Consider the following 19532-nt stretch of genomic DNA (forward strand, 5'->3'; position numbering starts at 1 on the left):
CTCGCCGTGCCCCCCATTCCCACGCCCCCGGACGAGTCCCTCCGGCCCGAGCCGGCCGATCCGACGGACGACCAGACTGAAGGCGCCCTGGGGCTGCCGGACGATCTCCCTGACGCCCCGCCGCTCCCCGAAGCCGCGATCGGCCGTCTCGGCCGCGTGAATAGGCCTTCGCAGGAGGCGTCCAACAAAGAGGCCCGAAGGCGGGAGGCAGAGGAAGATCGTGAGCTCATCCTTCGGGCACAGAAGGGGGACCAGGCGGCGTTCAGGCGGCTCGTGGAGCGCCACCAACGCCGTGCCTTCGCGATCGCGATGGGTCTCGTCCGGGACGAGAACGACGCGCGCGAGCTGGTTCAGGATGCTTTCCTGCGGGTGTACCGCAATCTCAACTCCTTCCAGGGTGGATCGTCGTTTTTCACCTGGCTCTACCGGATCGTCACGAACTTGGCGATCGACCTCATGCGCAAGCCTGGGCGTCGGGACGCCGAGCTCGTCGACGGGCAAGCCGCTTCGGATGAGCCGACGGAGTTCCCGCTGGTCTCTCGCATCGATGGCGCCGACCCGATCGACGTCATGCGCCGGCGGGAGATCGCGGGCCGCATCCAGGCCGCCCTCGATGCCCTGCCCCCCTACCACCGAGGCGTGATTCTGATGCGTGAGGTCGAAGGCATGTCGTACGAAGAAATGGCCGTTGCCATGGGCGTCTCGAAGGGGACGATCATGAGCCGGCTGTTCCACGCCCGGCAGAAGCTCCAGCGCGCGCTCGCGGATTGTTATGCGGAGGAAGGGCGTTCGCGGAGCGGCAATACTGACGAGATCCCAGCCGAGCCGGAGGAGGCGCCGTGACCACGAAGACGATGAACGGAGAAGCGCACGATACGCGCACGAAGCGGCCGCCGACGGACCTCGAGCTGATGATGTACGTGGACGGCGAGCTCGAAGGCGAGCGGCTGCGCGAGGTTCGTCAGGCCCTTTCGCGAGACAGCGTGCTGCGAAACAAGGTCGCCGCGCTCTCGCTTTCGGCCTCGATCGTCCGGGAGAACGCCGAGAGCGCCGCGTCGATCGACCTGACCGACGGGATCATGGCCCGCATCGCGGCCGACGAGAGCTCGACGCGTGACGCGAGGGACGCCGCGCCCGCCCTGCTCGAAGTACCGGTCGAGCGCAAGGGCGCCGACGTGAAACCGCTGCTTCGGCCGGGCCTCGACAAGGCGGCGTCGAAGTCGGCTCCGTCGAACGACAACTCGCGTGGGATCTTCGCGCTCGCGGCGATCGCTGTCGCGGCGGCGGCGGGCCTCATGATCTGGGGGCGGATGGATGTCGGTGCGCCGCAACCGCAAGGCGCGCCGGTGGCCGCGGTCACGACGCCTGCGGAGCTGCCTGCGGCGCCGGCCCCCACGCCTGCGGAGGCGCCTCGCGCGGCCGACGCGGACGCGCAGGACGGAGATGCCGAGCCCGGCGTGGCCGTCGCGGCCGTCGACTTCGGCACCAAAATCGGCACGATCTTTTACGTGCCGGCGGAGGCTGCCACGTCGAACCACACCACCACCGTCGTGTGGCTGGCCGACGATTCCGCTGGAGGAGAACAATGAGGCTCCCGCTGTTTGCTTTGCTCGTGGCCGCATTCGGGCTGTCGCTCGGGCACGGCGCCTCCGTGGCGCATGCGGAGGACGCCGCCGTGCAGGCGGACGCGTCCGTTTCGATGGAGATCGTGGTCCTCCACGGCACGAACGACGGCACGGGCATCGACCCCAAGATCGGCAAGATGCCCGAGCTCGCGAAGCCGCCGTTCTCCTCGTACAACAGCTACAAGCTGCTCGATCGCTCGAAGCAGACCTCGTCCAAGGCGAGCCCCTCCACGCTGAAGCTGCCGAACGACCGGGTGCTCAAGGTCTCGCTGAAGGACGTGGTTCAGCCGGCAAAAAAGGGCGATTCAAAGCGCTACGTCATCAGCGCGAGCATCCAGAAGCCCGGCGGCAGCGATTTCCTCCCGCTGCTCGAGGTCAACGCGAAGGCCGGCGAGACCTTCTTCGTTGCGGGCCAGAACCACAAGGGCGGCGTCCTCGTCATCGGGATCAAGGTCAATCCCTGAACTCGGTATAGTGAAGGGCGGATGCTCCCCCGCTCGTCTTTCTTCGCTCCCCTCGTGATCGCCGGAAGCCTCCTGCTCTCGGCCTGCGGCGGAAGCGCTCCTCCTCCGAACATGCCCCGCTACGCGCCCGGGACGGTGCTCTACCGGCTCCCCGTCGTCGGCAAGTGGCGCGTCTATCGCACGCACTACGGCGCGAACAACGACCAGGCCTACGCGCTCGATCTCGTGATCGACGACAACATGCCGCGGTCACAGCGCAACGAGGACCATCCCTCGTACAACCAGCCCATCGTCGCCGACGCGCCCGGCGTCGTGGTGATCGCGGTCGACGGCGTCCCCGACAACGTCCCGGGGCGCGCGAACAAGTACGACATGCACGGCAACTTCGTCGTGCTCGATCATCAGAACGGCGAGTACTCGCTCTTCGCGCACTTCATCCCGGGCACCGTTCGCGTGCGCAAAGGCATGTTCGTCCCGGCCGGCACCGAGCTCGGTCGATGCGGCAACTCGGGGCACTCGTTCGCGCCGCACCTGCACTGGCAGATCATGACGGACGCGGACGCGAACGTTGCGCGCGGCGTTCCGCCTCGGTACACGCCCTACGAGCGCAACGGCACGATGTCGGCCGACCTCCCGCAGAAGGGCGATCGCCTCCTCGTGAAGTAGAGCGCGCCGTCAGCGCTGCGGGGGCTCGCTGGGAGATGCGGCGAGCGGAAGATCGAGCTCGAAGACGGTGCCCTTCTCCGGGTGGCCGTATGCGCGGATCTTCCCGCCGTGCGAAGCGACGATGTTTCGCACGATGCTGAGCCCGAGGCCCGAGCCCGTGCCGTCGGTCTTCGTCGTGAAGAACGGCTCGAAGATCTTCTCGATGTGCGCGGCGTCGATGCCGTGACCTTCGTCCTGGATCGTGACGCGCACCGCGTCGCCGGCCTCGGACATCGCGGTCTTGATGATCAAGCGTCCACCGTACGTGCGCATCGCGTGCGCGGCGTTCGTGAAGAGATTGACGAAGACCTGCGTGAGCTGACCGCCGACGCCGCGGACGAGGCGCACGTCGCCGAACTCGCGCTCGACCGCGACGTTCATCTCGCCGAGCACGTGATCGCAGAACACGAGCGCGCGCTCGATCGTCTCGTGAATGGCGACGGGCGCGGGCACGGACGCGGTGGGGCGCGAGTACGCCATGAGGTCGCGCGAGAAACGCAGGATGCGCTCGGCGGCCTCGTTGATGCGCGCGAGACGTTCGACGTCGGCGGGATCGGCCTCCGAGCGCAGCGCTTTCTTGTGGAGGTAGTCCGAGTACGCGACGATCGACGTGAGCGGGTTGTTGAGCTCGTGCACGATGCCCGCGGCGATCTGACCGAGCGAGGCGAGCTTGCCCGCCTGGATGACCTGCGCTTCGAGCTCCTTCACCTCGGAGCCGTGCGCGCGCGCGGCGCGGTGCATGCGCGCGTTGCGGAGCGCAGAGGCGAGCGCGAGCGCGAGGCGATCGACAAACGCATCCATCGAGCCCGTGCCGGAGAAACGCGCTTCGTCGTCGGAGGCGAGGTGCAACGTCGAACCCTCGTCGGCGTTGATGACGACGACACGCTCGAACGCGTACTCGGGGAAGAGCCGCGTCGGATCAGGTGACTCGACGCCGTCGCCGCGCGCGCCCCTTCGCACGACGACCTGTCCCTCGCTGCCGCCCGGCACGCAGACGCCGATCGCAGCGTCGGGCAGCACTTCGAATGCCGCGGTGACGAGCGACGTGGCTGCTTCCTCCGCGCTCGCGTCGGGCCGCATTTCGCATGCGGCGACGAGCAGCGCGTCGAGCCACTCGACCGGCAGGTCGCGGCGCATTGCTTTTCTTTGCGTGATCGGGATCTGAGATTCCCGCATCGGAGCTTCGAGACCTTCGGCACCCATCTCTCACCCGAGCGCTCGGTTGGGGTCCTCTTCGCTGGACCGGTCCAGGTCGATGATCTTCGCTGCCCCCACGTACGCCTTGGTTTCGTAGCGCGTAATCTTGCCGATCTTCCGGACGATCTCGGCCATTCGTTCCGCCTCCCCGAGGATCGTCGCCGCTGCGGAGCGGACGGACGCTGGGTCCTCCGCCCTCCGGTTGATGAGCTCCGCGTAGCCGAGCACGCTCGTGAGCGGTTGGTTCAGCTCGTGCGCGGCCGCGCCCGCGAGCTCCGCGATGAGCGCCTGTTTTTCGCGCGCGCGGAGCTCGTCTTGCGCCTTCGTCAGCTTCGCCTCCATGCGCAGCCGCTCGCGAAGGTCCGTGAAGAGACCGACGGAACCCACGGGCCGACCGTCCTCGACGATCAGCGCGGCAGAGAGGATCACCGGGATCAACGTTCCGTCCTTTGCGAGCACTTCCGTCCGGTAGCCTTCGAGCCTCCCAGGGCCTCCGTGCTCCGGCGACTTGATGAGCTTCATGATCTGCGAGGCTCGGTTCGGCGCGTAGAGGTCGCGCACGTTCATCACGCCGATGGTATCGCTCGCGCGGTAGCCGTAGATGCGCTCCGCGGCGCGGTTGAACAGACGAACCACGCCCTCGTTGTCGGTCGAGATGATCGCGTCGACCGAGCTCTCGATGACGCGCTCGAGGAACTCCTTCGTCTTCTTCAGCTCGGCGGCCGTCGCGCGATCGTCGGTCACGTCGCGCAGGCTCACGAGGATCGCGCCGCCGTCCTCGCGCAGCACCGAGCTCGAGCTCACGCTGATGATGCGGCGCTCGCAGGCGATCTCGCTCGATCGGCGGATCGTGATGTCGACCATGTGCGCGAAGATGTTCTGCTTGAAGCTCTTGCGGATCCGCGCGAGCGTCGGGAGATCCTTCGGATCGACAACGTCAGCGAGGCGGCTCGTCGCGAGCTGCTCCTCCGTGAGGCCCGTGATCTCCCGCGCGCGAGAGTTCGAGAAGAGGATCCGGCCGTCGACGTCGACGACCAGGATGCCGTCCGCGGCCGAGTGGAAGAAGTCGGCGTACCGTTCGAGCGCAGCGAGGCGGCGCTCGGCCTCGAAGCGAGCGACGTTGATCTCCTGCGTCTGATCGCGCAGCGATTGCAGGATCTTCGCGTTGCGAAGCGCGATGGCCGTCGCGTTCGCCACCGTGCGCGCGAGCGAGAGCTCGTGATCACGCATCGTCCCCGGCTGCCGCGCCCGCAGGAAGAGCACGCCCATGGGTTTGTCGTCGTAGACGATCGGGACGAGCGCGAGCGAGCGGAAAGAGTTCTGCGGCAGATCCGCGCGAACGACCTCGAAGAGCGGGTGCGTCGCGGCGTCCTCGATCACGAGGACATCGCCCGTCTCGAGGGTCCGCCGGATCTCGGGGTACTTGTCGAGGACGATGGGCAGATCGCGCAGATCGCGATCGTCGCTCGCGGCCACGACGTAGCCCGTGTCGACGTTGTCGCCGACGAGCACGATGCTGCATCGATCGACCCGCGCGACCTCGGCGATGCGACGTACGACCGTGAAGAGGATGTCGCGGAAGTCGAGCGTCGACGAGAGCGCCTGCGTGAGCTCCAGGACGACGCGCGCGTCTCGCTCGCGACGCCAGAGCGCGTCGACGTACTCGCGCATGCGGAGCTGGCCGCGGATGCGCGCGAGGAGCTCGGCCGGGCGGAATGGCTTGCGGACGAAGTCGTCGGCGCCCGCGTCGAAGGCGCGCGTGATGTCGTCGTCGGTGTCGAGCGCCGTCAGCACCACGACGGGGACATCGCCGATGCGCGTGTCTTCGCGCAGGTGGCGCAGCACCTCGAAGCCGTCGGGCTGTGGCATGACGAGATCGAGCAGGACGAGCGACGCGTCTCGCTCGGCGAGCCACGCGAGGGCCTCGGTGCCGGACGCCGCCGTGGCCACGGGGATGCCGGCGCCCGCGAGCGCCTGCGTCAGCACATGTCGGCTGACGGCGTCGTCGTCGACGACGAGCACGGGGAGCGCGGGGAGCACGTACCGAGATTATCCGCGGTCGCGCAGAAGGGAAACACGCCGCCGCTCTTCCGCTTCAGGAGAATAGATCGCCCTGGGGTGTTCCTTTCACGGGCATCGGCTTGCCGAGGTGCTCGTAAGCCTTTCGCGTGGCGATGCGCCCGCGCGGCGTGCGGCCGAGGAAACCCTGCTGGAGGAGGTAGGGCTCGTAGACGTCCTCGATGGTGTCGCGCGGCTCGCTGAGCGCGGCGGCGATCGTGTCGATGCCGACCGGGCCCCCGTCGTAATGATCGATGATCACCATGAGCAGGCGCCGATCCATCTCGTCGAGACCCGCGGCGTCAATCTCCAGGCGCTCGGCGGTCATGCTGGCGATCTTCACGGTGATGCGGCCAGTACCGAGGACCTCGGCGAAGTCACGCGCGCGGCGCAAGAGGCGGTTCGCCACGCGCGGCGTGCCGCGGGCGCGCGCGGCGAGCTCGCGGGCCCCAGCGTCGTCGATGGGCACCTCGATGAGCCGCGCGCTGCGCGTGATGATGCGCTGGAGATCCTCGACGGGATAGAAATCGAGGCGAACGACGTACCCGAAACGCGAGAGCAGCGGCGCAGTCAAGAGGCCCGTGCGGGTCGTCGCGCCGATCAGCGTGAAGGGCTTGAGCGCGAGCTGGATCGTCGTCGCGTACGGTCCGTCGCCCGTCATGATGTCGATCTTGAACGCCTCGATCGCGGGGTAGAGGCTCTCCTCGACGGCCGGCGTGAGCCGATGGATCTCGTCGATGAAGAGCACGTCGCGCGCTTCGAGCTTCGTGAGCAGGCCGGCGAGCGCGCCCTTGTGCTCGATGGCCGGGCCACTCGTGGCGTGCAGGTTCACGCCCATCTCGCGCGCCACGATGTGCGCGAGCGTCGTCTTGCCGAGGCCGGGCGGGCCGCAGAACAGGGTGTGATCGACCGGCTCGCGCCTGCGCTTGGCCGCCTCGACGAAGACCTTGAGGTTCTGCCGGTGTTTGTCCTGCCCGACGTACTCGTCGAGCGAGTCCGGCCGGAAGAGCCGATCGAAGCGGTCGTCGTCCGCGGTGGACGCCGGTGAGATCACGCGCTCGGACATGCGGCAGGACGTAGCCCGTACGAAGGGAGGAGGGAAGGCGCCGGTTCAGCCGAGCGCGGGCTTCGAGGAGAGCCGCGGGCGGCTGCCCGGGATCACGAGGGGGAGCCAGCACTGTATGACGGGCGCGCCGTCGGGGGTGTCTTCCACCTTCACGGAGCCGCCGTGCAGCTCCATGATCGACTGCGCGAGGCTCAAGCCGAGGGTGAGGCCGCGGCCGCGCGAGGTGGCGCGACGCGCGAAGAGGGCTTCGAGCTCGGCGCGCGTGGTGTTGCGGCTGCCGAGCTCGACGTCGATGCGCACGGCCTGGCCCGGTTCGGCAGGACGGAGGGCACGCACACGAACCGCGCGAGAGGCGGCGTCGGCTGCCGACGTCCGGATCGCGTGCGCCACGACGACCGCGATCGCGCGCGCGGTGTACGCAGGATCCACGGGGATCGTCGGCAACCCCTCCGCGACCTCGACGACGACGTCGGTCTGCGTGTCGACCGTGAGCTCGCGCGCCTTGCGCACCGCATCCCTGGCGAGAAGCGCGACTTCGGTCGCGCGCGGCATGAGCGTGAGCTGTCCGGCCTCGACGCGCGCCGTGTCCAGGATCGACTCGATGAGGCCGAGCAGCTCGCGGCCGCGGTTCTCGATGAGCGCGAGGCTCTCGCGCTGGCTCACGGTGAGCTCCTCGCGGCCGACGAGCTCCGCGAAGCCGAGGATCGCGTTGAGCGGGCTCTTCAAATCGTGGCTCACGCTCGCGAACAAGAGGCCTCGCATGCGCTGCGCGGCCTCCTGCGCTTCGAGCGCGCGCTCCTGCGCGCCGGCGAAGATGCGGAACCGCTCGGCGAGTACCTCGATCGCCCGGCCGAGCCTCGCGACGAGCTCGAAGCGCGCGGGCCGCGCGATCTGCGTCACGCCGCGCAGCACGCTCTCCGTGCCGAGCAAGCGCACGCGGTGCGTGGCGAGCTTGAGGTCGGACGCGAGGGCCCGGCCGATGAGCACGCCGAGCAGCGCCGCGACGAGGACGAACGCGAGGGCGATCCCCACGCCCTCCGTCGTCACGGCGGGATCGAGCTCGGCCGTGAAGCGCACGTCGGCCTGTCCGTCTTCGAGCGGCACGCTGAGCACGAGCTCGCCGTCGGCCTCGCGCCGGAACGTGGGCTCACCGTCGCGCCGCGGGCCCGTGATCCGCGCGAGAAACCCGTGCTCGGCGGCCGCGGCGACGGCGTCCTCGCGCGCGTTCTTGTTGCCCTGCACCGTCCCAGGATCGAGCGCGATCTTCGCGAGGAGCAGCGCCGTGTTCTTCCGGCTCTGCTCGGTGAGCGTGCGCATGTGCGCGTGCGTCGTGAGCACCGCGCCCACGCCGACGAGCGCGACGGGCGCGACGACGGCGATCAGGAACTTCTGCAGGAGCCTGCGGTGCGGGATCTGGTGCAGCTCCTGCGACTCGAGCAGCGTGGTGATGGGCTCGATCGGGACGCGCTCGAGCAGGCGCACCGTGGCGGCGCGCATGAGCATGTACTGGATGAGCGACGAGGCGCCGACGATCGTGATCGAGAGGCAGAGGAGGCTGATCGAGCGGCCCTGATCGAGCTTCTCCGGGCGGAGGGGAGGCACGAGGCCCGCGAAGGAGACGACCGAGCCGACGACGAAGGTCCGCAGTGTGATCGCGCTCGGCAGCGAGGCGAGATCGCCGAAGGCTTGCGCGCGTACGGTCGCGGCGCCGCCCGAGAGCAAACGCAAGAGCTCGCGATGCTTGTAGACCCGGAGCAACGTCACGAGCAAACACAGGCCAAACGCGACGACCACGAGCACGGCGCCGCCGGCGAGGACGTTCTTCGTCATCGTCCAGTCGAGCACGATGAGGTTCGGCGCGAGCAGCGCGATGGCGCACAAGCCCCCGAGGCCCGTGAGGAGCTGGCGACCCAGGATGGCGCGCGTGAAGGTGCGGGCGACGTCGTTCATCGCTCCCCGTCCCTCCGCGGAAGCGGCATCGGCGGCGGCGTCATCGAGTCGAGCAGGCGCGCGCGCGGCGGCGGCGGATCCGAGGACAGATCGATCACGCGCGAGTCGCTCGGCGACTCCACGAGCGCGCCAGGATCGGCGAGGTACGGCAGGGTCGCGGTGAACGTCGAGCCGCGCCCCATCTCGCTGCTCACGTCGATCGTGCCGCCGTGCATGTGCACGAGCCGCTTCGTGATGGCGAGGCCGAGCCCCGTGCCCCTGCGACGCGACTGCGCGTCGCCGAGCTGCCGGTACTCCTCGAAGATCGCCGCCGTCTGCTCGCGCGGGATACCCGGCCCCGTGTCGCGCACGACGATCGCCACGAACGATCCGCGCGCCTCGATCGTCACGGTCACCGAACCACGCGCCGTGAACTTCACCGCGTTCGAGACGAGGTTCGTGATGATCTGCCGCACGCGCCGTTTGTCCGCGTACGCGTAGAGGCGGCTCTCCCCCATCACTTCGAGCCGCAACGGTTTGTCCGTGATGGTCGCGGTCGCCTCGCGCACGACCTGCTCGGCGATCTGACGGACGTCCACGGGCCCGCGCGAGAGCTGCAGCGTGCCCGTCTCCAGCGCGGAGAGCTCGAGGATGTCGTCGATGAGCTGCCGCAGGTGCTCGCCGCTCGTCCGGATCACCGCCAGCGACTCGCGCGCCTCGTCGCTGAGCGGGCCGTCGACCTCGCTCTCGAGCACGTGCGCGAAGCCGAGGATCGCGTTCAGCGGCGTGCGCAGCTCGTGGCTGAGCCCCGCGAGGAACGCCGAGCGCTCCTTGTCCATCTCCGAGGCCTGGAGCAAATCCGCGCGATAGCTGCGCTCGGCGGCCGCGAAGCGCGTGACGAGCAGGTTGAACGCGGCCGTCAGCACGCCGACCTGATCGAGCGAGCGGATCGGGATCGGCTGGCCCGTCGGCGCCGCGTCGGACCGCGCCATGTCCACGATCCGCTCGCGCACGTAGTCGACGTCGTCGCGCAATTGCTTCGTGAACGCGACCGCGACGGAGACCGCCACGCCGAGCAGGAGCACGGTCAGCGCCGCGACCGCGTTCACGAGCGGCACGTAGCCCGGCGGCGGGCTCGGCGCCGAGACGAACGCGAGCACCGCGATCCCGTCGAGCGGCGGATCCAGCGGGCGCGCCGCGAACCGCACGCGCCCGAGCGCCGTGCGCGTCTCGCCGCTGCCGGCCGCGAGGAGCCGCTGCACCTCGGCCTTGTTCGGCGGGCCGAAGCTCTCGTCCACGAGGATCTGCCCGCCGTGCTCGACGAGCAGGAGCTCCGTGCCGCTGCGCCGCGCCGCCCGCCCCACGATCTCGGGCCGCTCCTCCACCGTCGCGACGCGCATCCGCGCGGCGAGCGTGCCGGCGATCGCCGCGGCGCGCAGGGACGACGCGTCGTCGCTGATCCGACGGAGCTGCGCGATCCCGAGCATCGCGATGGCGAACGCCGTCGCGATGCCGATGACGAGCACCAGCACCGGCGACACCGGCAAGAGCGGGAGGGTGCCGCGGAACAGTCGAAACGGGATGCGCCGCACGTTCGTCTCCCCCGCGGAGGAGCATCGTCCGCCCGCGCGCGGCCTTCAAGGGGAAGGCTCAGGTCGGACGCGGATCGGTCGCGAGGAGCGCGAAGACCGCGTGATCGAGCCAGCGGTTCTCACACCACTCGGCTTGCCGCGCGATGCCCTCGAAGCGGAAGCCGAGCCGTCCGATCACGCGCAGCGAGGCGTGGTTGTCCGTCGCGGCCGCGACCCGCACGCGATGCGCGCCCATGTACCGGAACGCGAACTCCACCGCCGCGCGCGCCGCCTCCGTCATCAGCCCGCGCCGCATGCTCTCCTTGCGCAGCCAGTACCCGAGCTCGCACGAGCGATGCATGTGCACGCACGACTCGAGCCCCACCACGCCCGCGAACGTGCGCCCCGCGCGCTCCCGGATCGCGAAGCGCACCGCGCGCCCTTGATCCCAGTCGGCCACGCACGCCTCCGTGAAACGCACGCTCGACGCGGGCTCCGTGTAGTACTGCACCCACGGCAGCCACTTCGAGAGCAGCGGCCGCGACCCGTTCACCGCGAGCCACACCTCGGGCGAGTCCGCGGGATCGACGGGCGCGAGCAGGAGACGAGGCGTCTCGATGGGCTGGGCACGGAGATCGGCGCGCGGCGGGATGACCAGCATGCGCGTCACTTGCAGACGAAGCGCGCCGCGTAGGGTTCGAGCTGCCCCGCTTCGAAGTCGAGCCACGCCATGAACCACTCGCCGGGCGCCTTGCCGGCGATGATCGCGGGGCTCGGCTGCGCGCCGCTCACGCGGGCGACCTTCGTGGAAGGACCGACGCCGTCGCGGCTGAGAGGCGCGGTCATCACGCCGCCCTTCTCGAACCACACGATGCGCGCGTTGCCCGAGGCGTCGACGCCGACCGACGGGTGACCGCCGACCTTGCTGAAGCGTTTGTCCCGCCAGAGCGGCTCCGCGTTCGCCGCATCGATGTATGCCGCCGACACGCCCGAGTTGCTCTCGCCGTCCCACACGAGGAAGCACGCGTCCTTGCCGCACGCGATCCCCGTCATGTCGGCCTTCGACTTGTCGCTGTTCACCACGATCGTGTCGCCGATCCAGCGATCGTTGCGGTCGCCCTTCTTGCGCGCCTCGACGCCCTTGCCCACGTTCGCGAGCGGCAAGCGCATGTGATACGCGACCTGGTTCGGCGTGCGCTCCAGCCGGAACGAGACATGCGCGACATCGCCCGCGATGCCGACCATCGGCGAACGCACGCGCGGCTTTTGCGGGCCCGCGGGCACGAAGTCCGTCGCGCGCACGACCTCGCCCTGAGGTTCGAGCTTCGCCGAGAGACGACGCAGGAAGAGCTCGTCGTTGCCCGTGTCGGCCTCGGCCGACCAGGCCACGAGGAACGTGCCGTCCGCCGCGCGCTGCATCGACGTCCCCGAGCTGGGCCCGCCGAGCGGCGCGATCTTCACCATCGGCCCGCCGATCCGACCGTCCGGATCGAGCAAGCGCGCGTGCACGCCCGCCTCGGTCCCGTGCCCGTCCGAGTAAAGCAGCACGAGCTGATCATCGAACGCCGTCACCACCGGCCGTGTCACCGCGGCGCCCTCCGGCGTCACGTCGATCGGATCCGAGAGCGGACGCAGCGCTTCGTCGAGCGCGACCGCGTAGGCGTGCTCCGGGCCCTCGTGCGTATCGGTCCACGTCATGATCGGGCCGCGCGGCCCGAGCGCGATCCACGGCCGCCCGGCGGCGACACGACGCGGCTGCGCCGATCCGAGATCGTACGAGCGCGGCCGCGCGAGGCCCACGAGCGAGCAGGGCGACTTCGCCGCGTCGGCCGAGATCGCCACCTGCACGTGCTCGAGCATCGTGCGCGGCACGCCGTGGCCGCCCTTGTCGAACGCGTCCTTGAGGAGCTTCAGCGCGCCCTTGTGATCGCCCTTCGCGAGCGTCGCTTGCGCATCCGCGACGAACGGCCTCCACGGCAGCGAGGACGCGGTCGGCGGCGTATCCGTCGACGCCGGGCGCACGCTCGACGACGACGGCGGCTGCGGCGCCGCGACGCTCGCGCTCCCGCTCGGCGTCGACGACGACGCGGTCCCGACCTCGCCGCCCTTCGAGCTCGGCTTGAACTTGGACCAGGCCGCGTAGCCGCCGCCCACGAGCGCGACCAGCACCAAGGCCGTCACGATCCCGAGCGCCCTCGTCTTCGGGCGCGGGGGCGCCTGCGACAAACCCGGGCCGAGCGGCTCCAGCGTGCCTGGCGGCGCCTCGAACGTCGACTTCGTGTGCCGCGGTGATCCGCCGTCCAACGAAGGACCTCCGCGCACGGACGGCGGGATCGATCCGAAGGCGTTTGGCATCGTCGACGACGGCGGCGACATCGACACCATCGGCAGCTCGCTCCCCGTCGCGGTGAAGCCCGACTTCGAGGGCGGCGGCGCGGGCATGGTCCTGTGGATCGAGTTCAGCTGATCGGCGGGGAAGAGCCCGGAGAACTCGGGCCGCGCCGTCTCGAACGCGGCCGAGAGCTCCTCGGCGAACTCACGCGCCGTCTGGAAGCGAAGATCGATCTTCCGGTCGAGCGCCTTGTCGAACCACGCCTTGAAGCTCGGCGGCAGATCGGGCCGATAGACGAGCGGATCGGGCGGCTGCGCGCTCGCGATCTGCGCGAACGTCATCGCGACGCCTTGCTCCGTCTGCCACACGGTCCGTCCCGTGAAGCACTCGTAGACGATGCACGCGAGCGCCCAGAGATCGGCGCGATGATCCACGGCGCCCTGCCCGCGCACCTGCTCGGGGCTCATGTACGCGGGCGTCCCGAACACCGCGCCTTCGCGCGTCAACCGCGCTTGCTGCGCGCCGCCGGAGCCGTCGAGCGGCGTGTAGAACTTCGCGAGCCCGAAATCGAGGATCTTCGCGAGAAGCTGCCCGTCCTCGTCCTTGCCGAGGAAGATGTTCTCCGGCTTGAGATCGCGGTGGACGATGTTCGCCGCATGCGCCTTCGTGAGGCCACGACAGACCTGCGTGATGATCGCGAGCGTCGTCGGGACGTCGAAGTAGCGGACCTTCGTCATCCGCTCGTACAGCGACTCGCCTTCGAGCAGCTCGAGCACCAGGAACGGCGGTCCGTCCTCGAGGCGACCCGAGTCGTAGACGTCGCAGATGTACGGACTGCGGATCGCGGCGGCGGCGCGCGCTTCACGGAAGAAGCGCTCGACGACCACCATCGACGTCGTCAGCTCCTGCGCGAGGACCTTGATCGCGATCCGCTTGCCGATGTCGATGTTCTCGGCCTCGTAGACGGCCGCCATCCCACCACGGCCGATCTCGCGGGTGATCTTGTACTTCCCCGACAGGATGGTACCTACCGGTAGCTTCGTCGAGGTCGGTGAGGCCATCAGGTCATCGGCAACGAACGGAAAAGGGCGAACTGGACCGCGAGGGTAGGCGAGGTGGAACCCGCCGACAACTCTACGACGTAGGCGGATGCAGATTGCCCTCGGAAGGCGCGGAAGAGCGGGCTTCGGACGAACGCCCCCACGTGCCCTCTTGCACTCTGCGCCCGGTCGTTGGCGACGGAGGTCACCAAATTTCCGTCCTTCATGGGGGTGGCTCGGAAATTCTCGCCCCCCGCGGGGCCTGAAACATTCCCGAAACGGTGGGGGCCGTAGACCACGTCCGGCCCCCCGAGCGAGAGGTCCGAGAGATGAAGAAGGTCGAGGCGATCATCAAGCCGTTCAAGCTCGACGAGGTCAAGGATGCCCTCGCAGAGGTCGGCATCCAGGGCATGACCGTGACCGAGGTGAAGGGCTTCGGTCGCACCGGCGGCAAGAAAGAGGTCTACCGCGGCTCGGCGTACGTCGTCGACTTCGTCCCCAAGGTGAAGCTCGACATCGTCGTCCCGGACCACATGGTCCAGAGCGTCATCGACGCCATCGAGAAGAGCGCGAAGACCGGTCGCATCGGCGATGGAAAGATCTTCGTCGTCCCGGTCGACGAAGCCGTCCGCATCCGCACCGGGGAGCGCGGCGAGGACGCGATCTGACGGAGAACAAATCATGAAGCCGAAAGACGTCATTCAATTCGCGAAAGATCACGACTGCAAGTTCGTCGACCTCAAGTTCATCGACCTGCCGGGCATCTGGCAGCACACGACGATCCCTGCGGCTCGGCTGAACGAGGACATGTTCGAAGAGGGCATCGGCTTCGACGGCTCCTCGGTGCGCGGCTGGCAGCCCATCAACGCGTCGGACATGTCGATGACGCCCGATCCGACGACGGCGAAGATCGACCCGTTCCACGCGCAGAAGACGCTCTCGCTCATCTGCAAGATCTCCGACCCCGTCACGGGCCAGCCCTACGGCCGCGACCCGCGGTACATCGCGCAGAAGGCGGAGAACCACGTCCGCGCGACGGGCATCGCCGACACCACGTTCTTCGGCCCCGAGGCGGAGTTCTTCGTCTTCGACTCGGTCCGCTACGACAACTCGCCGCGCGGCGCGTTCTACGAGATCGACTCGGAGGAGGCCGCGTGGAACACGGGCAAGGCGGGCCCGAACCTCGGGCACAAGATCCGCTCCAAGGAGGGGTACTTCCCCGTCTCGCCCACGGACTCGCTCGGTGACGTGCGTGGCGACATGATGACCACGCTCATCGAGAGCGGCGTCGTGGTCGAGGTCGGCCACCACGAGGTCGCGAGCGCGGGCCAGTGCGAGATCGGCGTGCGGTTCGACAAGCTCACGTCGATGGCCGACACGCTCATGTGGTTCAAGTACGTCGTGAAGAACGTGGCCAAGCGCCACAACAAGAGCGCGACGTTCATGCCGAAGCCCCTCTTCGGCGACAACGGCAGCGGCATGCACTGCCATCAGTCGCTCTGGAAGGACGGCAAGCCCCTCTTCGCGGGCGACGGCTACGCGGGCCTGTCGGACATCGGCCTCTGGTACATCGGCGGCATCTTGAAGCACGCGAAGGCGCTCGCGGCCCTCACGAACCCGACGACGAACAGCTACCGCCGTCTCGTCCCGGGCTACGAGGCGCCCGTCAACCTCGCGTACTCCAGCCGCAACCGCTCGGCCGCGATCCGCATCCCGGTCGCCGCCGGCAACTCGCCGAAGGGCCGCCGCATCGAGGTCCGCTTCCCGGACGCCTCGTGCAACCCCTACCTGGCCTTCGCCGCGATGATGATGGCGGGCCTCGACGGCATCCAGAACCGCATCGATCCCGGCGATCCGCTCGACAAGGACATCTACGCGCTCTCGCCCGAGGAGCTCAAGGAAGTGCCGAAGTGCCCTGGCTCGCTCGACGAGGCGCTCACGGCCCTCGAGCGCGACCACGAGTTCCTCCTCCGGGGCGACGTCTTCACGCGGGACATCATCCACACGTGGATCGAGTACAAGCGCGAGCGCGAGCTCGACGCTGTGCGCCTCCGCCCCGTCCCCTACGAGTTCTTCCTCTACTACGACACTTGATCCGTAGGACAGGAACGCCCGCCGCGCGTCTCTCGGCTACGCCGGCGGGCCGAGCTTTGGTATCCTCCCCAGCCGGTTGAACCCTGGCGATCTCATCCAGTCACGGTACCGCCTCGTCCGGATGCTCGGATCCGGCGCGAGCGGCACCGTTTGGGCTGCAAAGAACGAGCTCATCGACCGCGAGGTCGCGCTCAAAATCCTGCACCCCGACGTCGCGGCCGACGCCGTGTCGCTGCAGCGCTTCTTCAACGAGGCGAAGGCGAGCGGCCGCGTGCGAAGCCCCAGCATCGTCGAGATCCTCGATCTCGGACAGGCCGAGGACGGCTCGCCCTTCCTCGTCTTCGAGCTCCTCCACGGCGAGGGGCTCGACGCGTGGATCGCGCGCGAGCGCATGCTCGACCCGGCGATGCTCACCGATCTCTTCGTCGGCGTGGTCCGCGCGCTCGACAGCGCGCACCAGCAGGGGATCATCCACCGCGACCTCAAGCCCGCGAACCTCTACGCGCACCGCGCGCAGACCGGCGAGCTCGTCCTCAAGATCCTCGACTTCGGCATCAGCAAGATGCTCGAAGGCAACCCCGAGCACCTCACGCTCACGCGCACGGGCACCGTCGTCGGATCGCCCGCGTACATGAGCCCCGAGCAGGCTGCGGGCCGCGACGACATCGACGGCCGCGCCGACGTCTGGTCGCTCGGCGTCGTCATGCACGAGGCCCTCACGGCCACGCTCCCGCACGAGGCGCCGAACTACAACGCGCTCATGGTCCGCATCATGACGCGCGACGCCGACCCCGTGGTCTCGCGCCGGCCAGACCTGCCTCCCGCGCTCGCGTCGATCATCGATGACTGCCTTCGCCGCGATCGCGATCGTCGCCCGACCGCCGGTGTGCTCGCGGCGCGCCTCGAAGCGGCCCTGCACGAGATGCAGCCGATGCGTCACCCCGCGCAGACGGCCTCGCACGGCGCGATGCGCCTGCCGAGCGTGCCGCAGAGCATGCCGCGCCCGAACATCCCCTCAGCGCCGCTCGCCCATGCGCCGCATGCGCCGATGGAGCCCATGGCCCCGCAGGGCGCGCAATCAAGCGGACGCGGCGTTCTCATCCTCGCTGCGGGCGTGGGCGTCGCGCTTGGGATGATCGCGCTGTTCGTCCTCAGCCGCTTCCTTTTGCACTAGCCGCGTCCGTCTCCTTCCACCGCATGCACGCCTTGAGGCCGTGCTTCAGGTTGCGGAGCGTCACCAGTTTGCCGAACGAAACCCCGAGCTCGACCAGCGTCTGCGCGACCGACGGCCTCACGCCGCTGAGCACGCAGCGCGTGCCGAGCAGCTCCACCGCGCGCACGATCTTCAGCAGGTGATCGGCCGTCGCCGTGTCGAGCACGTCCACGCCGGTCACGTCGAGGATCACGTACCGGCCCTTCATCCGCACCACCGACTCCAGCAGCGTCTCCATCACCTGGGCCGACCGCTTCGAGTCGACGACGCCGATGAGCGGTAGCGCGAGCACGCCGTCCCAGACCTCGAGGATCGGCGTCGACAGTTCGTGCACGGCGATCCGCAGCCGCTCCAGCGTCTCGTTCTTCTCCCGCTCCACGACGAGCTGCTGCGCCATTTCCTGCTCGTGCCGCTTGTGCTCGGTCACGTCGCGGAAGACCACCACGGCGCCGAGCCGCTCGCCTCGCTCGTCGTGGATGGTCCGCGTGATCGTCTCGATGAGCACGCCCTCCGGCCTCTTCGCGTGCCGCACGAGCATCTCGACGTCGTCGACCTGCTCGCCGTGCGCCGCGCGGAAGAGCGGCGTCTCCTCCCTCGGGAACGGCGTCACGCCGTCGGGGTAGTAGATGCCGTACCGCGTCTCCCAGTCCTCGCTCGGAGCGCCGCCGGACCGGTTCGAGCCCATGATCGACGCCGCCGCCTCGTTCACGTGCGTGATGCGCCCCGACGTGTCGCACACGACGACCCCGTCCGTGATGCTCCGCAGCGTCGCCTCGAAGACCTGCGTACGCGCCGACAGATCCGCGACGAGCTGCTCCATCCGCTGCACGCGCTCCGCCGCGGCCCGCTCGTGCTCCGCGAGCAGCGCTTCGAGCGTCGCCACCCGGGCCCGGAGCACCGCGGTCTCGCCGTCGAGCGTCACGGGGCGCAAGGGCGCACCCCCTCTCGCGCCGCCCGCGTCGCCTCGTTTGGCGCAGCGTCGGCCTGCTCGACGAACGACCACGGCAGGATCGCGAGCTTGATCGCCAGCGCGAGCGGCCGGAAGAGCTGCGCCGTCGCCGGCGTCACGTGCACCTTCGAGAACAAGAGCACGGCGAACATTTGCCCGCTCGGCAAGACGCCGCCGCAGCCGACGACCGAGCGGATCTTGTGACGCTCCACGAAGCTCGCCTTCGCCGGCACGTACGGGCTCTCGGCGGCGTGCTCCACGTGGAACACGTCGTACGTCCGCTCGGCGAGCTCCGTGAACCGCGAGGGCTTGAGCACCGAGCTCGTCCCGATCCCGAGCTGCGCGCAGAGCCGCGCGATCATCGGCATTCGCGCGAGCGCCTCCTCGCTCGGCAGGGGAATCGCGAGGTGCTCGGCCGACGCCATCGGATCGTTCCAGGCCGACTCGTCGCCTGCGCTCGCCAGCAATTGCAAACACGTCGTCTCCGGCGTGAGCGCTTCGCCGCCGGCCATCCGCAGCGCGAATCTCCGTCGCTCCGCCGGCAGCGCTTCGAACCTTTGGGTCTCGAAGAATCTCACGAGCGCGCATGCGCGTGCGCCTGCCGTGGGGCACGCGAGGTTCTCGTGGAGAGCGCGCACGACGCGCCCGGCCGTGTCTTCCATGCTCCGGGCCTCGGCTCCGAGGCCGCGCAGCATTGCGCCGCAGCTGATCATGTCATCGAGCGAGAACGTCGATAGGTCGTGCATCGAAATCTCCCCCCGGAGTCTCCGCACCCGTCGCGTTTCGTTCGTCCGCGCGAATCCGTCTATCGCGCGGACAAAAAGCGACATGTCGAAGATGATTCGAACACCAACGGTGGACAACCGGTGAACCCCACCGTTCGTGGCTCCGGCGAGGGCGGGCAAAGCGTGCGTGCTTTCCCGACCGGGACCCGCGTTTCTCCCGATCCGCGCCGTTCGTGACGCAACGCGGGCTCCAAATTCCCCGTTCGCCATGCTTTCATCGCGCCTCGAACGGAGGATTCATGGCCCACGTCCGCGACGCTTTTTTTGCCTGCATGTTCGCCTCGACCGTCGCGCTCGCCGCGTGTGGAGACGAAGGCAGCACCTTATCGACGTCGAGCTCGAGCTCGAGCAGCGGCGCGGCAGGCGCGGGTGGACAAGGCGCCTCGGGCGGCGCGGGTGGGCAAGGCGGCACGGCCGGTGAAGGCGGCGCGGGCGGCAGTGGCGGCGCGGGCGGCAGTGGCGGCGCGGGCGGCAGCGGCGGCGCTGGCGGTATCGGCGGCGCAG

Annotated in this window: 17 protein-coding genes; 8 read left to right on the forward strand and 9 right to left on the reverse strand. The window is 69.2% G+C overall.

Annotated features, from left to right (window positions below; translation table 11 throughout):
• The first annotated feature begins 6 nt into the window (after positions 1 to 6).
• The 4 genes from QHF85_RS29515 to QHF85_RS29530 are packed head-to-tail and all read left to right on the forward strand — an operon-like array spanning position 7 to position 2755.
• A complete protein-coding gene (locus tag QHF85_RS29515; RefSeq protein ID WP_281330691.1) occupies positions 7 to 843 on the forward strand; it encodes a sigma-70 family RNA polymerase sigma factor in 837 nt (278 codons plus the stop codon).
• Positions 840 to 1589, forward strand: a complete 750-nt coding sequence (locus QHF85_RS29520) for a hypothetical protein (RefSeq protein ID WP_281330692.1) — start codon at positions 840 to 842, stop codon at positions 1587 to 1589. Before QHF85_RS29515 ends, QHF85_RS29520 begins: the two co-directional genes overlap by 4 nt.
• Positions 1586 to 2089: a hypothetical protein gene (locus QHF85_RS29525; RefSeq protein WP_281330693.1), complete on the forward strand. Its 504-nt coding sequence runs from the start codon at positions 1586 to 1588 to the stop codon at positions 2087 to 2089. The genes QHF85_RS29520 and QHF85_RS29525 overlap by 4 nt, the downstream gene beginning before the upstream one ends.
• A gap of 21 nt (positions 2090 to 2110) precedes the next feature.
• Positions 2111 to 2755 carry a M23 family metallopeptidase gene (locus tag QHF85_RS29530; RefSeq protein WP_281330694.1) on the forward strand — a complete coding sequence of 215 codons (645 nt, stop codon included), beginning with the start codon at positions 2111 to 2113 and terminating at the stop codon, positions 2753 to 2755.
• Positions 2756 to 2764: 9 nt separating this feature from the next.
• On the opposite strand, the gene QHF85_RS29535 is transcribed toward QHF85_RS29530, so the two are convergent.
• The 7 genes from QHF85_RS29535 to QHF85_RS29565 are packed head-to-tail and all read right to left on the reverse strand — an operon-like array spanning position 2765 to position 14008.
• Entirely contained in the window at positions 2765 to 3970 is a 1206-nt protein-coding gene (locus QHF85_RS29535; protein WP_281330695.1) for an ATP-binding protein, read from the reverse strand.
• 30 nt (positions 3971 to 4000) lie between these two features.
• Positions 4001 to 6031: a PAS domain S-box protein gene (locus tag QHF85_RS29540; RefSeq protein ID WP_281330696.1), complete on the reverse strand. Its 2031-nt coding sequence runs from the start codon at positions 6029 to 6031 to the stop codon at positions 4001 to 4003.
• Between the two features lie 55 nt (positions 6032 to 6086).
• Positions 6087 to 7115, reverse strand: a complete 1029-nt coding sequence (gene ruvB, locus QHF85_RS29545) for a Holliday junction branch migration DNA helicase RuvB (protein ID WP_136930269.1) — start codon at positions 7113 to 7115, stop codon at positions 6087 to 6089.
• 45 nt (positions 7116 to 7160) lie between these two features.
• Positions 7161 to 9065, reverse strand: a complete 1905-nt coding sequence (locus tag QHF85_RS29550; protein WP_281330697.1) for a HAMP domain-containing sensor histidine kinase — start codon at positions 9063 to 9065, stop codon at positions 7161 to 7163.
• Positions 9062 to 10636 carry a HAMP domain-containing sensor histidine kinase gene (locus tag QHF85_RS29555; RefSeq protein ID WP_281330698.1) on the reverse strand — a complete coding sequence of 525 codons (1575 nt, stop codon included), beginning with the start codon at positions 10634 to 10636 and terminating at the stop codon, positions 9062 to 9064. The genes QHF85_RS29550 and QHF85_RS29555 overlap by 4 nt, the downstream gene beginning before the upstream one ends.
• A gap of 58 nt (positions 10637 to 10694) precedes the next feature.
• Positions 10695 to 11276: a GNAT family protein gene (locus tag QHF85_RS29560; RefSeq protein WP_281330699.1), complete on the reverse strand. Its 582-nt coding sequence runs from the start codon at positions 11274 to 11276 to the stop codon at positions 10695 to 10697.
• A gap of 5 nt (positions 11277 to 11281) precedes the next feature.
• Positions 11282 to 14008 (reverse strand): serine/threonine protein kinase, encoded by a 2727-nt coding sequence (locus QHF85_RS29565; protein WP_281330700.1) that lies wholly within the window; start codon positions 14006 to 14008, stop codon positions 11282 to 11284.
• 308 nt (positions 14009 to 14316) lie between these two features.
• Here QHF85_RS29565 and QHF85_RS29570 point away from each other — a divergent pair, with 308 nt between their 5' ends.
• From QHF85_RS29570 to QHF85_RS29580, 3 genes are all read left to right on the forward strand, one after another.
• A complete protein-coding gene (locus QHF85_RS29570; protein WP_136930265.1) occupies positions 14317 to 14655 on the forward strand; it encodes a P-II family nitrogen regulator in 339 nt (112 codons plus the stop codon).
• 13 nt (positions 14656 to 14668) lie between these two features.
• Entirely contained in the window at positions 14669 to 16081 is a 1413-nt protein-coding gene (gene glnA / locus QHF85_RS29575; RefSeq protein WP_281330701.1) for a type I glutamate--ammonia ligase, read from the forward strand.
• 76 nt (positions 16082 to 16157) lie between these two features.
• On the forward strand, positions 16158 to 17255 hold the full coding sequence (locus QHF85_RS29580) for a serine/threonine-protein kinase (protein WP_281330702.1): 1098 nt from the start codon (positions 16158 to 16160) through the stop codon (positions 17253 to 17255).
• Here QHF85_RS29580 and QHF85_RS29585 read toward each other — a convergent pair.
• Entirely contained in the window at positions 17233 to 18216 is a 984-nt protein-coding gene (locus QHF85_RS29585) for an STAS domain-containing protein (RefSeq protein WP_281330706.1), read from the reverse strand. The two genes, QHF85_RS29580 and QHF85_RS29585, sit on opposite strands and share 23 nt — an antisense overlap.
• Entirely contained in the window at positions 18213 to 18989 is a 777-nt protein-coding gene (locus QHF85_RS29590) for a hypothetical protein (protein WP_281330703.1), read from the reverse strand. Before QHF85_RS29590 ends, QHF85_RS29585 begins: the two co-directional genes overlap by 4 nt.
• Before the next feature lie 278 nt (positions 18990 to 19267).
• On the opposite strand from QHF85_RS29590, the gene QHF85_RS29595 reads away from it, so the two are divergent.
• Positions 19268 to 19532, forward strand: a 265-nt coding sequence (locus QHF85_RS29595; RefSeq protein ID WP_281330704.1) for a hypothetical protein, incomplete at its 3' end; no start/stop codon positions are given.

It is taken from the genome of Polyangium sp. 6x1, assembly GCF_029946515.1.
In the GTDB taxonomy this organism is placed as follows: Bacteria; Myxococcota_A; Polyangia; order Polyangiales; family Polyangiaceae; genus Polyangium.